The organism is Actinosynnema sp. NPDC002837, assembly GCF_040295345.1.
GTDB lineage: Bacteria > Actinomycetota > Actinomycetes > Mycobacteriales > Pseudonocardiaceae > Actinosynnema.
The window spans coordinates 24107-38469 of the sequence record NZ_JBEOVG010000029.1 but is presented as its reverse complement, the minus strand read 5'-3'; the positions used below and the strand labels follow the sequence as shown (position 1 = coordinate 38469).

At 70.5% G+C, this 14363-nt stretch carries 12 protein-coding genes; 8 read left to right on the top strand and 4 right to left on the bottom strand.

What is annotated here, in order from left to right; all coding sequences use genetic code 11:
* Position 1 precedes the first annotated feature (1 nt).
* Positions 2-772: a carbon-nitrogen hydrolase family protein gene (locus tag ABTZ99_RS20940; protein ID WP_499613128.1), complete on the bottom strand. Its 771-nt coding sequence runs from the start codon at positions 770-772 to the stop codon at positions 2-4.
* Positions 773-912: 140 nt separating this feature from the next.
* Here ABTZ99_RS20940 and ABTZ99_RS20935 point away from each other — a divergent pair, with 140 nt between their 5' ends.
* Positions 913-2985 carry a UvrD-helicase domain-containing protein gene (locus ABTZ99_RS20935; protein WP_499613125.1) on the top strand — a complete coding sequence of 691 codons (2073 nt, stop codon included), beginning with the start codon at positions 913-915 and terminating at the stop codon, positions 2983-2985.
* A gap of 386 nt (positions 2986-3371) precedes the next feature.
* Here the strand turns inward: ABTZ99_RS20935 and ABTZ99_RS20930 are convergent, their stop codons facing one another.
* Positions 3372-3806 carry a winged helix-turn-helix transcriptional regulator gene (locus ABTZ99_RS20930; RefSeq protein WP_498773356.1) on the bottom strand — a complete coding sequence of 145 codons (435 nt, stop codon included), beginning with the start codon at positions 3804-3806 and terminating at the stop codon, positions 3372-3374.
* Positions 3807-4661: 855 nt separating this feature from the next.
* Here ABTZ99_RS20930 and ABTZ99_RS20925 point away from each other — a divergent pair.
* Complete coding sequence (locus ABTZ99_RS20925) at positions 4662-6755, top strand: ATP-binding protein (RefSeq protein ID WP_499613122.1); 2094 nt, start codon at positions 4662-4664, stop codon at positions 6753-6755.
* Positions 6756-6936: 181 nt separating this feature from the next.
* Here the strand turns inward: ABTZ99_RS20925 and ABTZ99_RS20920 are convergent, their stop codons facing one another.
* Both ABTZ99_RS20920 and ABTZ99_RS20915 read right to left on the bottom strand, forming a co-directional pair.
* A complete protein-coding gene (locus tag ABTZ99_RS20920; RefSeq protein WP_499613119.1) occupies positions 6937-7350 on the bottom strand; it encodes a YybH family protein in 414 nt (137 codons plus the stop codon).
* Positions 7351-7412: 62 nt separating this feature from the next.
* Positions 7413-8591 (bottom strand): acyl-CoA dehydrogenase family protein, encoded by a 1179-nt coding sequence (locus tag ABTZ99_RS20915; protein WP_499613116.1) that lies wholly within the window; start codon positions 8589-8591, stop codon positions 7413-7415.
* A gap of 328 nt (positions 8592-8919) precedes the next feature.
* Here ABTZ99_RS20915 and ABTZ99_RS20910 point away from each other — a divergent pair, with 328 nt between their 5' ends.
* The 6 genes from ABTZ99_RS20910 to ABTZ99_RS20885 all read left to right on the top strand — a co-directional run bounded on the left by ABTZ99_RS20910 (position 8920) and on the right by ABTZ99_RS20885 (position 14346).
* On the top strand, positions 8920-9765 hold the full coding sequence (locus ABTZ99_RS20910) for an NAD(P)H-binding protein (RefSeq protein ID WP_498773363.1): 846 nt from the start codon (positions 8920-8922) through the stop codon (positions 9763-9765).
* 101 nt (positions 9766-9866) lie between these two features.
* The gene (locus tag ABTZ99_RS20905) at positions 9867-10418 is read left to right on the top strand and encodes a flavin reductase family protein (RefSeq protein WP_498773365.1); all 552 of its coding nucleotides are present in this window, start codon (positions 9867-9869) and stop codon (positions 10416-10418) included.
* 200 nt (positions 10419-10618) lie between these two features.
* Positions 10619-11062: a nitroreductase family deazaflavin-dependent oxidoreductase gene (locus ABTZ99_RS20900; protein ID WP_498773367.1), complete on the top strand. Its 444-nt coding sequence runs from the start codon at positions 10619-10621 to the stop codon at positions 11060-11062.
* A 240-nt stretch (positions 11063-11302) separates the two neighbouring features.
* A complete protein-coding gene (locus ABTZ99_RS20895; protein WP_498773369.1) occupies positions 11303-12613 on the top strand; it encodes a flavin monoamine oxidase family protein in 1311 nt (436 codons plus the stop codon).
* Between the two features lie 386 nt (positions 12614-12999).
* Positions 13000-13761 (top strand): SDR family oxidoreductase, encoded by a 762-nt coding sequence (locus ABTZ99_RS20890; RefSeq protein ID WP_498773371.1) that lies wholly within the window; start codon positions 13000-13002, stop codon positions 13759-13761.
* A gap of 99 nt (positions 13762-13860) precedes the next feature.
* Positions 13861-14346: a pyridoxamine 5'-phosphate oxidase family protein gene (locus ABTZ99_RS20885; protein ID WP_498773373.1), complete on the top strand. Its 486-nt coding sequence runs from the start codon at positions 13861-13863 to the stop codon at positions 14344-14346.
* Positions 14347-14363: the final 17 nt, after the last annotated feature.

Here is a 14363-nt window from a genome sequence, read left to right as displayed (position 1 = left end):
CCTACCCCCGATAACCGGCCTTCGCGTCGTCCGCCCGCACCCGGTCGAGTTCGGCGCGGTCCAACCGCGCCGTCACGACCCGCGGGCCCGTGCCCGCCTCGACCACCCGCCGCCCGTCCGGGTGCCACACCCCGCTGCCGCCGCACGAGCGCCAACCGGGGCCCGCGCCCGCCAGGTTCGCCACCAGCGCGTACATCCGGTGGTCCATCGCACGGGCGGCGGGGTGCACGTCGAGCCGCCGTTCCTGGCCCTCGGTGTACAGCGCCGACACCGCGTAGACGTCCGCGCCCCGCCGCGCCACCTCCAGCGCGTGCTCGGGCACCGCCGCGTCGTAGCAGACCGCGAGCGCGACCCGCCACCCGCGGACGTCCAGCGGCGGCGCGGGCTCACCCGGCTCGAACAGCTCCCGCTCCGCCCGGCTCGGGTACTGCTTGCCGACCACCTCGACCGAACCGTCCGGGGCCAGCGCCACCGACGCCAGCAACCGGCGACCGTCCGGCCCGAGCCACGCCGCGCCGACCACCGCCGTCGCCCCGTGCGCCCGGCACGCCTCGCGGACCACGTCCAGCCTCGGGTCGTCGGCCGTCACCCAGCACGCCGGATCGGCGAGCCGGTCCAGGTCGTAGCCGGTCAGCGACAGCAGCGGGAACAGCACCAGGCCGGCGCCCTCCGCCTCGGCGACCGTGAGGGCCGCACGGCGCGCGTTCTCCGCCACGTCACCGGGCACGGGCGCGTGCTGCGCGACGGCGACCACCAACTCGTCGGATTCCACATCACCGATCATTTCACGCGATCGGGCGACGCGGGACAGGGTCCCCGCGAAACGCTCACGAAAACGTGGTAAACATAAAGGTTGACTTCGCCGGAAATGGCGGAATTGGAGATGGTTCGAGTATATCACAGGGGGCAAGCGTGACCACCGGTGAATTGTCGGCCGAACAGCGGCGGATCGCCTTCCTGCACGACCGGCTGGAGCTGGAGCGGGCCGCCGCGCGAGCGGAGCTGGATGCCGCGCTCAAGGATGGCCACGAGCAGCGCTGGCACCGCGAAGTGGCCGTCCGAACGCTGTCCGAGCAGGTCAGCCGCCTGGGCGTGGCGGAGGAGAACCTGTGCTTCGGCCGCATCGACACCACCGAGGACCGCGTCTACGTCGGCCGGATCGGCTTGTTCGACACCGAGCGCGACTACGAGCCGTTGTTGACCGACTGGCGCGCGCCGGCCGCCCGCCCGTTCTACACCGCGACCGCGGCGAACCCGGAAGGAGTGACGCTGCGCCGCCATTTCCGCACCAAGGGCAAGCACCTGGAGAGCTTCTACGACGACGAGCTCCAGCTCACCTCGAAAGCGCTGCTCGACGCGTTGAACGCACCCCGCTCCGACACCATGCGCGACATCGTGGCGACCATCCAGGCCGAGCAGGACGAGGTGATCCGCCTCCCGCACCGGGGCGTGCTGGTGATCGAGGGCGGGCCGGGCACGGGCAAGACGGCGGTGGCGCTGCACCGCGTGGCCTACCTGCTCTACGCGCAGCGCGACCGGCTCTCCCGCCACGGCGTGCTGGTGGTCGGCCCGAACCCGGGCTTCCTGCGGTACATCGGCGACGTGCTGCCGTCCCTCGGCGAGACCGACGTCGTGTTCGCCACGCCGGGCGAGCTGTTCCCCGGCGTGCGGACCGAACGCGAGGACACCCCGGAGCTCCAAGCCCTCAAGGGCGGCCTCACGGCCGTCGACCTGCTGGTGGCGGCCATCGCCGACCGGCAGGAGACGCCCGTCGAGCCGATCCCGGTCGAACTGGAGGACGTCACCGTTCCGCTCACCGCCGAGATCGCCGCTTGGGCGAGGGAACGGGCGCGCGCCGCCGGGCTCAAGCACAACGAGGCCCAGCCCTTGTTCCACGAGGCCCTCGTGGACGCGCTGGTCGCACCGGCGCTCGACCTCATCGGCGAGGACTGGCCCGAACTCGCGGCCGACGTGCGCCGCGAACTCGCCGGCCACCCGGACGTGCGGCGGGCCGCCACCGCGCTGTGGCCGATCCTCACCCCGCAGCAACTCCTCGCCGACCTCTACGCGGGCCGCTGCTCCGCCCTCGGCCACCCCGAACTGCACCGCGACGACCCGCACGCGTGGACGGTCTCCGACGTGCCGCTGCTGGACGAGGCCGCCGAACTGCTCGGCTCCGACGGCCGGGCCGAACGACGCGCGGCGCGGGAGCGCAGGCGGGCCGTCGAGTACGCGCAGGGCGTGCTGCACGTCATCGACACCGACCAGGCCATGCACGAGGACGAGCTGCGGGCCGTCGACCTGGTCGACGCCGAGTGGCTGGCCGACCGCCACACCGCCGTCGACCACCGCGTCCTCGCCGAGCGCGCCGCCGTCGACCGGGAGTGGACCTACGGCCACATCGTGGTCGACGAGGCGCAGGAACTGTCCGAAATGGACTGGCGGCTGCTGGCCAGGCGCGGGCCGAACCGGTCCATGACCGTCGTCGGCGACCTGGCCCAACGCCAATCCGCCGCGGGCGCCCGCGACTGGCGGACGGTGCTCGAACCCCTCGCCCGCGACCGCTGGCAGTACCGCCGGCTCACGGTCAACTACCGCACTCCCGCCGAGATCATGGCCTACGCCGCGGGCGCGCTGGCCGAAGTGGACCCGACCGCCGTCCCGCCGACGTCCGTGCGGCACGGCGAAGCGCCGCTCGAAGTCACCGGCGCCGACCCGGAGTCGTTCCGCCCGCCCACCGGCACGTTCGCCGTGATCGCACCGGCCGGCCCCCTCACGCCGCGTGCGGCCAAGGGCCTGGAGTTCGACACCGTCGTCGTGGTCGACCCCGACCGCATGACACCGGCCGAGCGGTACGTCGCCCTGACCCGCGCCACCCGACGCCTGGTCGTCGTGCGCACGTCTGCGGAGGAGCGGTGCGCACCGCTCCCCGGTGGGTCGGCGACGGAGACCGCGGTCGGGTGTCAAGCGGGCCGGGCGTGGTGATCAGGACACTCGTCAGGCACCTGCCGTGCGCGTACTGGATCACCAGCTCGTGTCGATCGGTGGTGGGCCCAACGCGCGGCAATGGCCGGGCCCGCTTCGCGCAACCTGCGGAAGTAGGTCACTTCCGTCCGGCGATATGTCAGGATTGCCCTATTCTCGGCGGTCGAGCGTCCCGGTGGATCGGTGTCGTGCGGCAAAGCGGTAGCCCTCGACAGTTCGGGCAGTTAATTGCGACAGTTGCAGTTGGTGAGGAAGTTTCCGCCAAGCGGCCGGGGTCGTCTGCTGACGTGCCCCCGCGGGGTGGGCGCCGGAGTCCCCGCCCCGCGGGTCGTTCTGGCTCACGGGCCGTGACCGAGGGGGTCATGGCGGCCAAGCGGTCGTTGTGGTCAGCGGTAACCGCAGGCGGCGGGGTCGCCGGAGGCCATGTTGCGGGCGCCCCACTCGTTCAGCGGCTCCAGTGCGGCGTTCAGCGAGTGCCCCAGTGGCGTCAGGGAGTACTCGACCCGGGCGGGTACCTCGTCGAACTCCTCGCGGCGGACCAGGTTGTCCGCCTCCATTTCCCGCAGGTGCTGGTAGAGCATTTTCTCGCTGATTCCCGGAATGAGTCGCCTCAATTGGCCGAACCGCTTGCTCTCGTCGGCGATGGCCCAGATTATGAGTACCTTCCACTTGCCCGCAATAAGGTCCACTGCGGCGTCCAATCCGCAGACGTAACTCTTGGTCTTCATGTTCATCCCCCTGACGACTTGGTAAGTGCTTACCTTCCCGTAAGTACTTGTCCGCACCTGAACACCGGATACTGTAACGAGCGTGCGGAGCATTGTGTAACGGTTGCTGCGGTGATGTCGAGGATGCCGGACGGAGGATCGATGAGCGGGACCAGCGCCAGATGCCGGCAGTCTTCGTCGCCGGGGCACCTCTGTCGTGGGGGTGACCCGGATCGGGCCCGCAGGGCGGACGAGGTCGCGAACCCCGTGGCGCGGACTTCCGCAGTGGCGACCCCTGTGCTGGTAGTGGCGCCATCCCGCCGGTCCGCACGGCGGGCCGCGAGAGACCCTCGTCGCCGACACCACCCCGATTTCCGGCTTCGGGACCACACCTATCAGGTCTATCCCGACTGATGTTAGCAAGGTTGTCCGCAGGTCGGGATCGTGCATACGAGCGGCGGCTCGGCGCAGCCGAGGGGCGCCGCTTCGGGTTTCACCTGTTCGGATCAATGGGGCCGAAACAGGTGACTCAGCGTGTCCGGGTGTGTAGTGTCATTCGCGCCGGTCTTCACGTCCTAATCGCCGGTGCGGACTCCGTGGAATTGCGATATCCGACACCGAAGCGTCTCGTCGGAGCCTTGTGGCGTTAGCCGGGACGTGCACTTCCGGCGTGGTAAGCTGAATTTGCACTCCGGTGGAGGTCAATGGTCGTTGACATCAACGGATTTGTGCCGCAACCGTAATGGCCTTATTTGGGGCGTCGTCCACGCGCATATCGGATCGGTGGGGTCGGTCCGGCAGCCGGGCGACCACGAGGCCGCTTGGTGGTCGGACACGACTGCCTGAAGACGAATCGTAGGCTTGGGGGACACGATGCGGTTTCAGATGTTAGGCCCGCTGACGGCGTTAGACGACGATGGCCACCCGATCCCGCTGGGAGGCGCTCGGCAGCGCGCCACCCTCGGCCTGTTGCTGCTGCAGGCCAACCAGGTGCTGGCCACCAGCCAGTTGTTGCGGGCGCTGTGGCCCGGTGATGACGCGCCGACCTCGGCGCGGAAAATCCTGCAGAACGCGGTCTGGGGACTGCGGACCGTCCTCTCCGCCTACGGCGGTGAGGAGGGAGCGCCCAGCCTGGTGACGCAGCCGCCGGGCTACGTGCTCCGGCTCGACGTCGACCAGGTGGACCTGCACCGCTTCACGCGTCAGGCTTCCGAGGGCCAGGCGCTGCTCACGAGCGGTGAACCCGCCAGGGCGACGGAGGTGTTGCGCGAGGCGCTGTCGATGTGGCGCGGTTCGGTGCTGGCGGATCTGGTCGAGTCCGGCGTCAACTGGCCGGAACTCACCGCGGTGCAGCAGTCGCGGCTCGACGCCATGGAGAACCTGTTCGAAGCCGAGCTGGCCTGCGGGCGTCACCACGCGGTGCTGGGGCCGCTGCAGACCATGGTGGAGACCGAGCTGCTGCGCGAGCGCTCGTGCGGCCAGCTCATGCTCGCCCTCTACCGCTGCGGGCGGCACGCCGACGCGCTCACCGTCTTCACCAGGACGCGAGCCGCGCTGGCCGATCTCGGTCTGGAACCCGGCCACGGCTTGCGGGCGCTGCAGCAGGCCATTCTCACGCACGACCCGGCGCTCACCCCGGCTGAGCGGATCGCGGTGGTGTCGACCGAGGCGGAGTCGGTGGCGCCCGCCACCGAACCGGTTCCGCCCGCACCGCCCGCGCTCGAACCGGGCCGCGTCCAGGTCGCGGACGAGCCCGCCGAGCCGGATCGCCCCGACAGTAGGCCGGCACGGCAGACCGTGAGCGTGCTGCTGGTCCGTGCGCGCCCGGCGGTGGCGGACGATGTCGTCCCCGCCCAGCGCATGGACGTCCACTTCGACATCATCGCCGTCGACGTGCGCCGGGCCGTGCAGGCGAAGGGCGGCCTCATCCTGGCGTCGATCGGCTCGGTCACCGCCGTGCTGTTCGACGCCCCGCACGGCGGCGGGCACGCCGAACGCGCGGTCCGCGCCGTGGACGGGTTGGCCGAAATCCTCGGCAGCCGCGTCGCACCGGGGCTCCGGCCCGAGGTCACCGCCGCGATCGTGACGGGCGAGGCCACGGTCAGGTACTCGCGCTCCGGCGAGGCCGTGGTGGTCGCGGGCACGCTCGTCGAGCAGGCGCAGTGCCTGCTGGCCGACGTGCCGGCGGGCGAGGTCCGGGTGTGCGGGCGGACGTTGTGGATGACCAGATCGCTGTTCACGTACCGGGTCGCTCGCAACGGCGAGTCGGCCACCCTCGGCGACCCGCCGGCGGGTAACGCCCTGCCGTTCGCGGACCGCGAGCGCGAGATGGACCTGCTGGCCGGGATGTTCGACCGGGTCCGCCACCGTGCCCGTCCGGACATGGCGACCATCCTGGGCGAGGAGGGCATCGGCAAGACGCACTTCCTCATGGAGTTCGTGCGCCGACTGGAGAAGGGTGAAGACGCCACCGTCCTGGTCGGACGGCCGTCGGTGCGGTGCGGGCACGACCCGCTGGCCCTGCCCAGCCAGATCGTCGTGGAGTACTGCGGCATCAACCCGGGGGACTCCTCGGCCACGGTGTCGGCCAAGCTGTCGTACGTGCTCGACCAGGTGGTGGCCGACGACGAGGAGTTCCGGTCGCTGCGCTACTGGTTGCGCCACTGCGTCGATCCGGAGCGCGACGGCGCCGCCGGGTCGAACGTCGGCGAGGTCCTGCGAGCGTGGCGGCTGTTCGTGGAGGACATCGCGCTCACCAAACCGGTGATGATGGCGGTGGACGACCTGCACCTGGCCCACCCCGCCGTGATGGACGCGGTGGAGGCCCTCGTCGAGACCCCTCGCACGGTGCCGCTCCTCGTGGTCGCCACCGCGCAGCCGCGCCTGCTGGACCGCAGGCCGGCCTGGGGCAGTGGGAAGCGGCAAGCCACGACCATCACCCTGGACCCGCTCTTCGGCGACGGCGGAGAGCGGGCGGTCGAACCGCGCAGGGGCGGCAAGGCGTCGCGCCTCGTCACCCCTGCGCCCATGATCGAGCCGGAGTTGGACTACCTGGCCCGCTGACCCGCGGTGGTGGTGGTGATCGTGCCACCACCACCGTTCTCCGCCCTGCCGACAGGGCCGGCACGGCACCGTTCCGCTCGGAGACGGGACCACCGCACCGCCCGGGTACGACGACACCGCGTGTCCGGGCCGCAGCGGCCCGGACACGCGGTGCCGTCAGAGAACCCTTACCGGGCAACCCTCACAGCGGGATGGTCTCCAGGGCGACGGGGCGGTCGACCGCCATGATCCACTTGCCGTCGGGCTCGCGGATCAGGACGTCGGTGCAGATGCCGTTGATGCGCACCGGCTTGCCGTCGTCGTCGGTGACCTCCAGTCGGAAGTCCACCACGATCAACGACGTGTGCCCGCCCGCCACGTAGGCGTACTTCACCGTGGAGTCCAGCTTGGGGTTGCGCGCCAGGAGCTCTGTGATCGCGGCGGTCCGGTCGGCGCCCGTGCGCGGGGCGCCGGTCAGGTTCGAGATGGCGTCGTCGCGGTAGAGGCTGTCGAAGATGGCGCCCTTGCCGGAGTTGAAGGCGGCCAGGAAGACCGCGTTCTGCACCTCCGGGTCGTCGGTCAGTTCCAGGTTGTCCAGATCCAGTTGCGCCGTCATGAGCGGCTGCTCGCTTTCTCTCGGTCGGTGACTCTTGCCCGGTCCCGCCGGACGGGGCCGGATCAGAGGAAGTAGTTCCGGGGGTCCAACCCGAGCAGGACGCGGCCCTGCACCTCCAGGCTGGTGGTCGCGTTCAGCAGGCCGTGCTGGGCCATGCCCCGCACGTCGCGCTGGAACCGCTGGAGGGGGACGTTGCGCGCGATCACCGTGGCACCGCTGGCGCTGTAGAGCAGGTCCACGGCCTCCTTGGCCAGCTCGATGGCGAACGCGCTCTGGCCGCGGATGTCCGCGCGTTCCTCCCACGTGGGCTGCACGCCTTCGTCGGCGCGGCGCTGGACCAGGCCGACCATGCGGTCGAGCATCGCCTCGGCGGCGGTGATCTTGTTCGCCGCGGTGGCGACCTGGACGTGGGTCAGCGGGTGGTCGCTTTGGTCGGTCCAGCTCGAGTAGGAGATGCCGCGACCGTTCAGCCGGTCGACGAACAGCTCGTACGCGCCGCGCGCCATGCCGACGAACGCGGCGAGCGACTCGGCCAGCACCAACGGGTAGAGGCAGTAGTCGCGGCCGGTGGCGCCGGTGTTCGACCGGTCGTCCAGCGTCCCCAGCACGGCCTTCTCGGCGTCCGCGACCCGGTGCGCCGGGACGAAGACGTCCGTGGCGGTGCTGCTCACGCTGCCAGTGCCGCGTGCTGCCGACACGTCCCAGTCGTCGGCGAGGGTCATGTCCGACAGCGGCACCAGCGCCACGGACTCGCCCACCGGGCCGTCCGGGCCCTCCACGATGGCGGCCATCATGTTCCAGTCGGCGGCCTTGGCGCCGGTGTTGAACCGCCACGTGCCGCTGAGCCGGTAGCCGCCGTCGACCGGGGTCAGCGTGCCGCCCGGCGTGAACCCACCGGAGACGCGGACCGCGCCCGAGCCGTAGACCTCTTCCTGCGCCTTGTCCGGGAACAGCGACACCATCCACGCGGTGCTCACCCACACCATCGACACCCAGCCGGTGGAGGGGCACCCGCGCGCGATCTCGGCCAGCACCGCGGCCTTCTCGGCCAGCGGCAGGTCCAAGCCCCCGAACCGACTCGGCACGGCCATGGCGAAGACACCGGCCTGCCCCAGCAGGTCGATGTTCTCCTGGGGGATCCAGCCGTTCGCGTCCGCCTCCGCGCCGTTGGCGCGCAGTGTGGAAACGAGGTCCCGCACCGCTTCCAGAACCGCCGGACGGGCGGTGTCGGTCGTGGTCACCATGCCTCCTTCGCGCTTTCGCACGGGTATGACGGCGAGGTCGCCCGGCTTGGTCGCCGGCGCCGAACGCGTCCCACCCCCGGGCCGTTCACCGGCGGGTTGTCGACGCTTGCCGCCAAAGCTACCGAGGCACGTTGCGAAGGTGTCCAACACGCAATCACTGCGCGGTAACCCCGCAGGTCGCGCGACTCCCCGCGGAGGCGCTGACCAGCCGATGAGCAGCCGGTTACCGATCTCCGACCCGCCCGCGACCGTCGATGACCAAACGGTGGAGAATACTTTTCCCGCCATCTCGAACGAGTACCGCAGCGCTGCTTCACTGATGGTCATGACGACCAACAAACCCATCCTGGTGCTCGGTGGAACAGGCAAGACCGGAAAGCGGGTTGTCGCACGGCTCCGTGCCCGCGGGTTCACCGCGCGCGCCGCGAGCCGCAGCGGCGAGACGACCTTCGACTGGCACGACGAGAGCACCTGGGACGCGGCCCTCGACGGGGTCGGGGCCGTCTACATGGTCGACCTGGTCGACGAGGCGGTGGAGTGGAACCCGGCGGTCTCGGTGCGGTCGTTCTGCGAGAAGGCCGTCGCCACCGGCGTCGAGCGCGTGACCCTGCTCCAGGCCCGGACCGATGAGGAGGCGGGTGGCAAGTCGCTGACCGGCAGCGAGGACATCGTCCGCGCGTCCGGTCTCGAGTGGACCATCCTGCGGCCGACGTGGTTCACGCAGAACTTCGACGAGGGCGTGTTGCTCGACAGCATCATGGCCGGTCACCTGCGAGTGCCCGCGGGTGACGGCCTGGAGCCGTTCATCGACTGCGACGACATCGCCGAGGTCGCCGTGGCGTCGCTGACCCAGGAGGGTCACGCGGGCCAGGTCTACGAGCTGACCGGTCCCGAGGCGATCACCTTCGGCCAAGCGGTCGCGGAGATCGCCCGCGCCACCGGCCGCGAGATCCGCTACGAGGCCGTCACGCACGAGCAGTACGTCGACGACCTGGTCGCCGTCGGCGCACCGCGCGAGTACGCCCAGCTGCTGGCCGACCTGATCGGCCAGATCCGCGAGGGCAAGAACGCCCACCTGTCCGACGGTGTGCAGCGCGCTCTCGGTCGCGAACCGATCAGCTTCGCCGAGTACGCCAAGAACGCCGTCGCCAACGGCGCCTGGCAGGTGTGAGCCCGGCGGGCCGCACGTTCCCCACCGCACCCGGCCTGCTCGTCGAACTCCTGCGCCAAGCGGGCCGGCCGGCAGACCGAGTACGCACAGGAAGGCAAGGCATGTCCGCGCACACCTCCCCGGTGCCGTCCCGCACGGTCGGCGGCGCCGTGGCGCCCGACGTCCTGCGTCGCGTCATGTCCCGGTTCGCCACCGGCGTGGTCGTGCTCACCGTCGGCGGTGAGCACCTCCGCGGCATGACGGCGAACGCGTTCGGCTCGGTGTCGCTGACACCCCCGCTCGTGCTGTGCTGCGTCGCGCAGTCCGCGGTGATGCACGGCGCGCTCACCGCCACCGGCGCGTTCGGGGTGTCGGTGATGGGCGCGGACCAGGAGCAGGTCGCCCGCCACTTCGCGGACAAGCGCCGACCGGACGGCCACGCGCAGTTCGATCCGCTCACCTGGCGTCCCGGACCCCGCACCGGGGCACCGCTGATCGGCGGCGCGCTGGCGTGGCTCGAGTGCGAGGTCAGCGCCGTCCACCCGGCGGGCGACCACTCGGTGATCGTCGGGACCGTGCTGGACGCCGAGACCGCCGCGGAGGGCTCCGGGCTGCTGTTCTTCGAGGGCGCGTTCCGGCGGGTGGCCCCCTTGGAGGCGTTCGGCGCCGGCTGACGGCGGCACGGCCGTCGCACGGTCGGCGCCCCCGCCCAGCCGCCCGCACGTCGCAGTCCACTGAGGATCGGACCGCGCGCCGCCGGGCCAACGCGCGGTGGTGGCGTCCTCCGCCGGCCGGATATCGCTACAGTGGTCGCACAACCGGTTACCCGGAGTTGCGTTCCACCCCCGTCCCCGGTTACCCATGAGGAGCACAGATGAACGAGCCCGGCGCGGAGCCGGTCACCGACAGCCCGTACGCGGCGGTCGCCGAGCACGTCGCGCGGTACCTCGCCAGCGACGGGCGCGACGGTCACCTGGAAGCGGGTGTCCCGAACCTCGTCCTGACCACCACGGGGCGCAAGAGCGGCAAGCTCCGCAGGACCGCCATGTTCTACACGAAGGACGGTGAGCGCTACGTCATCGTCGCCTCCCACATGAGCGGCGGCCCGAAGCACCCCGACTGGTACCTCAACCTGGTCGCCAACCCGGAGGTGCTCGTCCAGGTCGGCTCGGACAAGTTCACCGCGCGTGCGCGCACGGCGGACGCGGGGGAGAAGCCGCGGCTGTGGGCCCTGATGACGAAGCTGTGGCCCGCGTACGACACCTACCAGGCCACCGCGTCCAGGGATATCCCCGTGGTGGTCCTGGAGCGCGTTTAGCGACCGAGGGGGAACGTCCCGCAGGGGGCGGACGGCAGCTGCCGTCCGCCCCCTGCGGCGTTCCCGGGAGGGAGCGGCTCTGAGTCGAAAGTGGACGGTCCATTACCGACGATGAGCGGCCGGTGGTCGGCACCTGGTTACGGTCTCGGGGTCCGGTGTGAGGACAGGGGGTCCGGGCATCGCGGCGTGATGTCCACCGTGGACTGACCGGTCCCACTTCGAGTACCTCAGGAGGAACGCGTGACCACCGCGCACTACGACACCATAGTCATCGGAGCCGGCTTCGCCGGCATAACCGCAGCGCGTGAACTCGGCTCGCAGGGCAAGCGCACACTGGTGCTGGAGGCCAAGGACCGGGTGGGTGGTCGCGCCTACACCGAGACGCTGGCCGGTCACCTCGTCGAGCTCGGCGGCGCGTGGGTCCACTGGACCCAGCCCCACGTGTGGACCGAGATCACCCGTTACGGCCTCGGCATCGTGCCCGACGAGAAGGCCGTGTTCGCCAACTTCCCCGGCGCCGACGGCCGGATGAAGACCTACCCGGGTGAGGAGGTCCTGGCGCGGCAGCAGGAGCTGCTGGAGCGGCTCTTCGCGGGCTGGGAGGAGTACTTCGAGCGTCCCCACGACCCGTGGTTCCGGGCGGAGAAGCTGGCCGAGGTCGACAAGCTCTCGCTCCGCGACCGCATCCTGGAGCTGGAGCTGTCGCCCGAGGACGAGAACCTGCTGTGGGGCTGGGCGTCGGGCGAGTCCGGTGGCCGCAGCTCCCGCGGCGCGCTGACCATGCCCGGCCACTGGTGGGCCATGGGCGGGCTCCAGCTGATCGGCTTCGACGCCATCTTCAACCTCCGGTTGGAGGTGGGCATGCAGAAGCTCGCGGAGCTGATGGCCTCCGACGTCGCCGGGAGCGAGTTACGGCTGAACACCGCGGTCAAGGCCGTGCACGCCGACGGCGCCGCGGTGACCGTGACGGCGGCGTCCGGCGAGGTCTTCACCGCGTCGACCGCCGTGGTGACGGTCCCGGTCAACGTGTGGAAGAACATCGAGTTCAGCCCGGCGCTGCCCGAGCCCCACCTGCGGGCCAGCACCGAGACCATCGGCGTGCCGAACGCGGTCAAGCTCGCACTGCACCTCCGCGGTGACTTCGAGGGCGCGTTCTACGCGCAGGGCGAAGAGGGCGCGGCGTTCATCGGGCTCTTCCCGCACCGCGTGCTGCCCGACGGCACCCACCTCGTCGTGGGCTTCTGCGTCGAGGAAGGGGTGGACGTCAACGACCGCAAGCAGGTCGAAGACGCCGTGCGCCACTTGGAGCCGCGGGCCGAGGTCATCGACTACAAGCTCCACGACTGGGGCCGCGACGAGTTCAGCGGGGGTGGCTGGGCCTACCGCCAGCCGGGCCAGCTCACCACCATGCACGAGATCCAGCGGCCGCAGGGCCGGGTGGCGTTCGCGTCGGGTGACATGGCCAACGGCTGGAGCGGCTGCGTCGACGGCGCGATCGAGTCCGGCATCGTGGCCGCCCGCCACGTCGCCGGCCTGCTCGGCCGGGACTGAGCAGCGGCTCCGGGACGACCGGTCCCGGAGTTGTGCTCCGCCGACCGGAAAGCGACGGTCCCGTGGGCGGCGGCTCGATCCCAGTCGCCTGGCGCTACGTACGCGAGGCGCGACAGTGCGCACTCCGCTCAAGCGCCACGCCCTCGACTGCCACGCGACCGGAAGGCGGTCGACCGGGCGCCCACACCGGGCCACCGCGATCACCGCAGCCGTCCTCGTCCTGCACCACGTCGGGACCCGCCGTCATCCACGATGAAAAACGCACACTGACCAATTGGTAAGTACTGACTTTTTTATCAGTAGTTGATCAATCGTCTGCCGCGTGTGATTCTTGCCCGAAGCACGCGCATCATTCGCTCAGCGGAGCTGAACAGGAGATTCCGCACATGTTCACTGGCAAGAGGGCCGTGATCACCGGTGGCACCCACGGGATGGGGCTGGCCATCGTGAAGGCGCTGCTCGCGGGTGGTGCCGAGGTGCTGACGACCGGCTACAACGAGCGCAACGTCGAGGCGGCGCAGCGCGAACTGGGGTCGAAGGCGCACGTGGTGCGCTCCGACACCACGGACCTGGCCGACATCGAGGTCCTGGCCAAGCTGGTCGAGGAGAAGTTGGGCACGGTCGACTACCTGCACATCAACGCCGGGTTCGCCGAGATCGAACCGTTCGACTCGGTCACCGAGGCCGGCTTCGACAAGACCTTCGCCATCAACACCAAGGGCGCCTTCTTCACCGTGCAGCGACTGCTGCCCTTGATCTCCGACGGCGGCGCTGTGGTCTTCACGACCGCGGTCGCGGACGGCACGGGTACCCCCGGCATGTCGACGTTCTCCGGCGCGAAGGCGGCGGTGCGGGCGTTCGCGCAGGTGCTCGCGGCCGAACTGCTGCCGAGGCGCATCCGGGTCAACGTGGTCAGCCCCGGGTTCATCAGGACCCCGACCATGGGTGTGGCCACCGCGAGCCCGGAGTACCGCGAGGAGTTCGAGACGGCGGGCGCGGCGCTGACCCCGCTCGGTCGCATCGGCACGCCGGAGGAGGTGGCGCAGGCATCGCTGTTCCTGGCGTTCGGCGCGACCTTCACCACCGGGATCGAGCTGCCGGTCGACGGCGGCATCGCCCAGGGTCTGGTCCCGCTCGGCGCCGAGTAAGCCCGGATCGACAATACAAATTGCCGTGGAATGCCGGGCCTCACCAGTGGTCCGGTATCACGCGGCTGGACTCGCCGTGCGCGGGAAACAGGAACGACGATGGCGACGACAGTCACCTCATTCACCGAAATCCAGGGCAAATTCTTCGAGTACATCGCGGACATCAAGTACTGCACGATGATCACGGTGGACAAGAGGAACCGGCCCAGGGCCAGGGTTCTGCTGCCCATCTGGGAGGTGGTGGACGACCAGCCGGTGGGGTGGCTGGCCGCCTACAAGACGCCGGTGAAGGCGGCGCACCTGGCGCGCAACCCGCACGCCACCTTCTCGTACTGGTCCCCGCGCCAGAACGTGGTCCACATCGACACCGCGTCGACGTGGGTCGACGACCCGGAGGTCAAACGCGAGATCTGGGACCTGTACCGCAAGGGCTCGCCCGCCACCGTCGGGTACGACCCGATCAGGTACTGGCGAGGTGGCCCCGAAGACCCCGAGTACCACCTGCTCCGCATGGAGCCGTACCGGGTGCAGGTCGTCCGCGGGACGGACTTGTTCGCACGTATCTGGCAGTCGGACACCGCGTGACCGTCCCGCCGACGGCT

What these genes read in the sequence shown, in the direction of transcription:
- ABTZ99_RS20930 (WP_498773356.1), bottom strand. Translation starts at nt 3,806, where the DNA reads ATGCTCCGCACGCTCGTTACAGTATCCGGTGTTCAGGTGCGGACAAGT.
- ABTZ99_RS20885 (WP_498773373.1), top strand. Translation starts at nt 13,861, where the DNA reads ATGGCGACGACAGTCACCTCATTCACCGAAATCCAGGGCAAATTCTTC.
- ABTZ99_RS20890 (WP_498773371.1), top strand. Translation starts at nt 13,000, where the DNA reads ATGTTCACTGGCAAGAGGGCCGTGATCACCGGTGGCACCCACGGGATG.
- ABTZ99_RS20900 (WP_498773367.1), top strand. Translation starts at nt 10,619, where the DNA reads ATGAACGAGCCCGGCGCGGAGCCGGTCACCGACAGCCCGTACGCGGCG.
- ABTZ99_RS20905 (WP_498773365.1), top strand. Translation starts at nt 9,867, where the DNA reads ATGTCCGCGCACACCTCCCCGGTGCCGTCCCGCACGGTCGGCGGCGCC.
- ABTZ99_RS20920 (WP_499613119.1), bottom strand. Translation starts at nt 7,350, where the DNA reads ATGACGGCGCAACTGGATCTGGACAACCTGGAACTGACCGACGACCCG.
- ABTZ99_RS20910 (WP_498773363.1), top strand. Translation starts at nt 8,920, where the DNA reads ATGACGACCAACAAACCCATCCTGGTGCTCGGTGGAACAGGCAAGACC.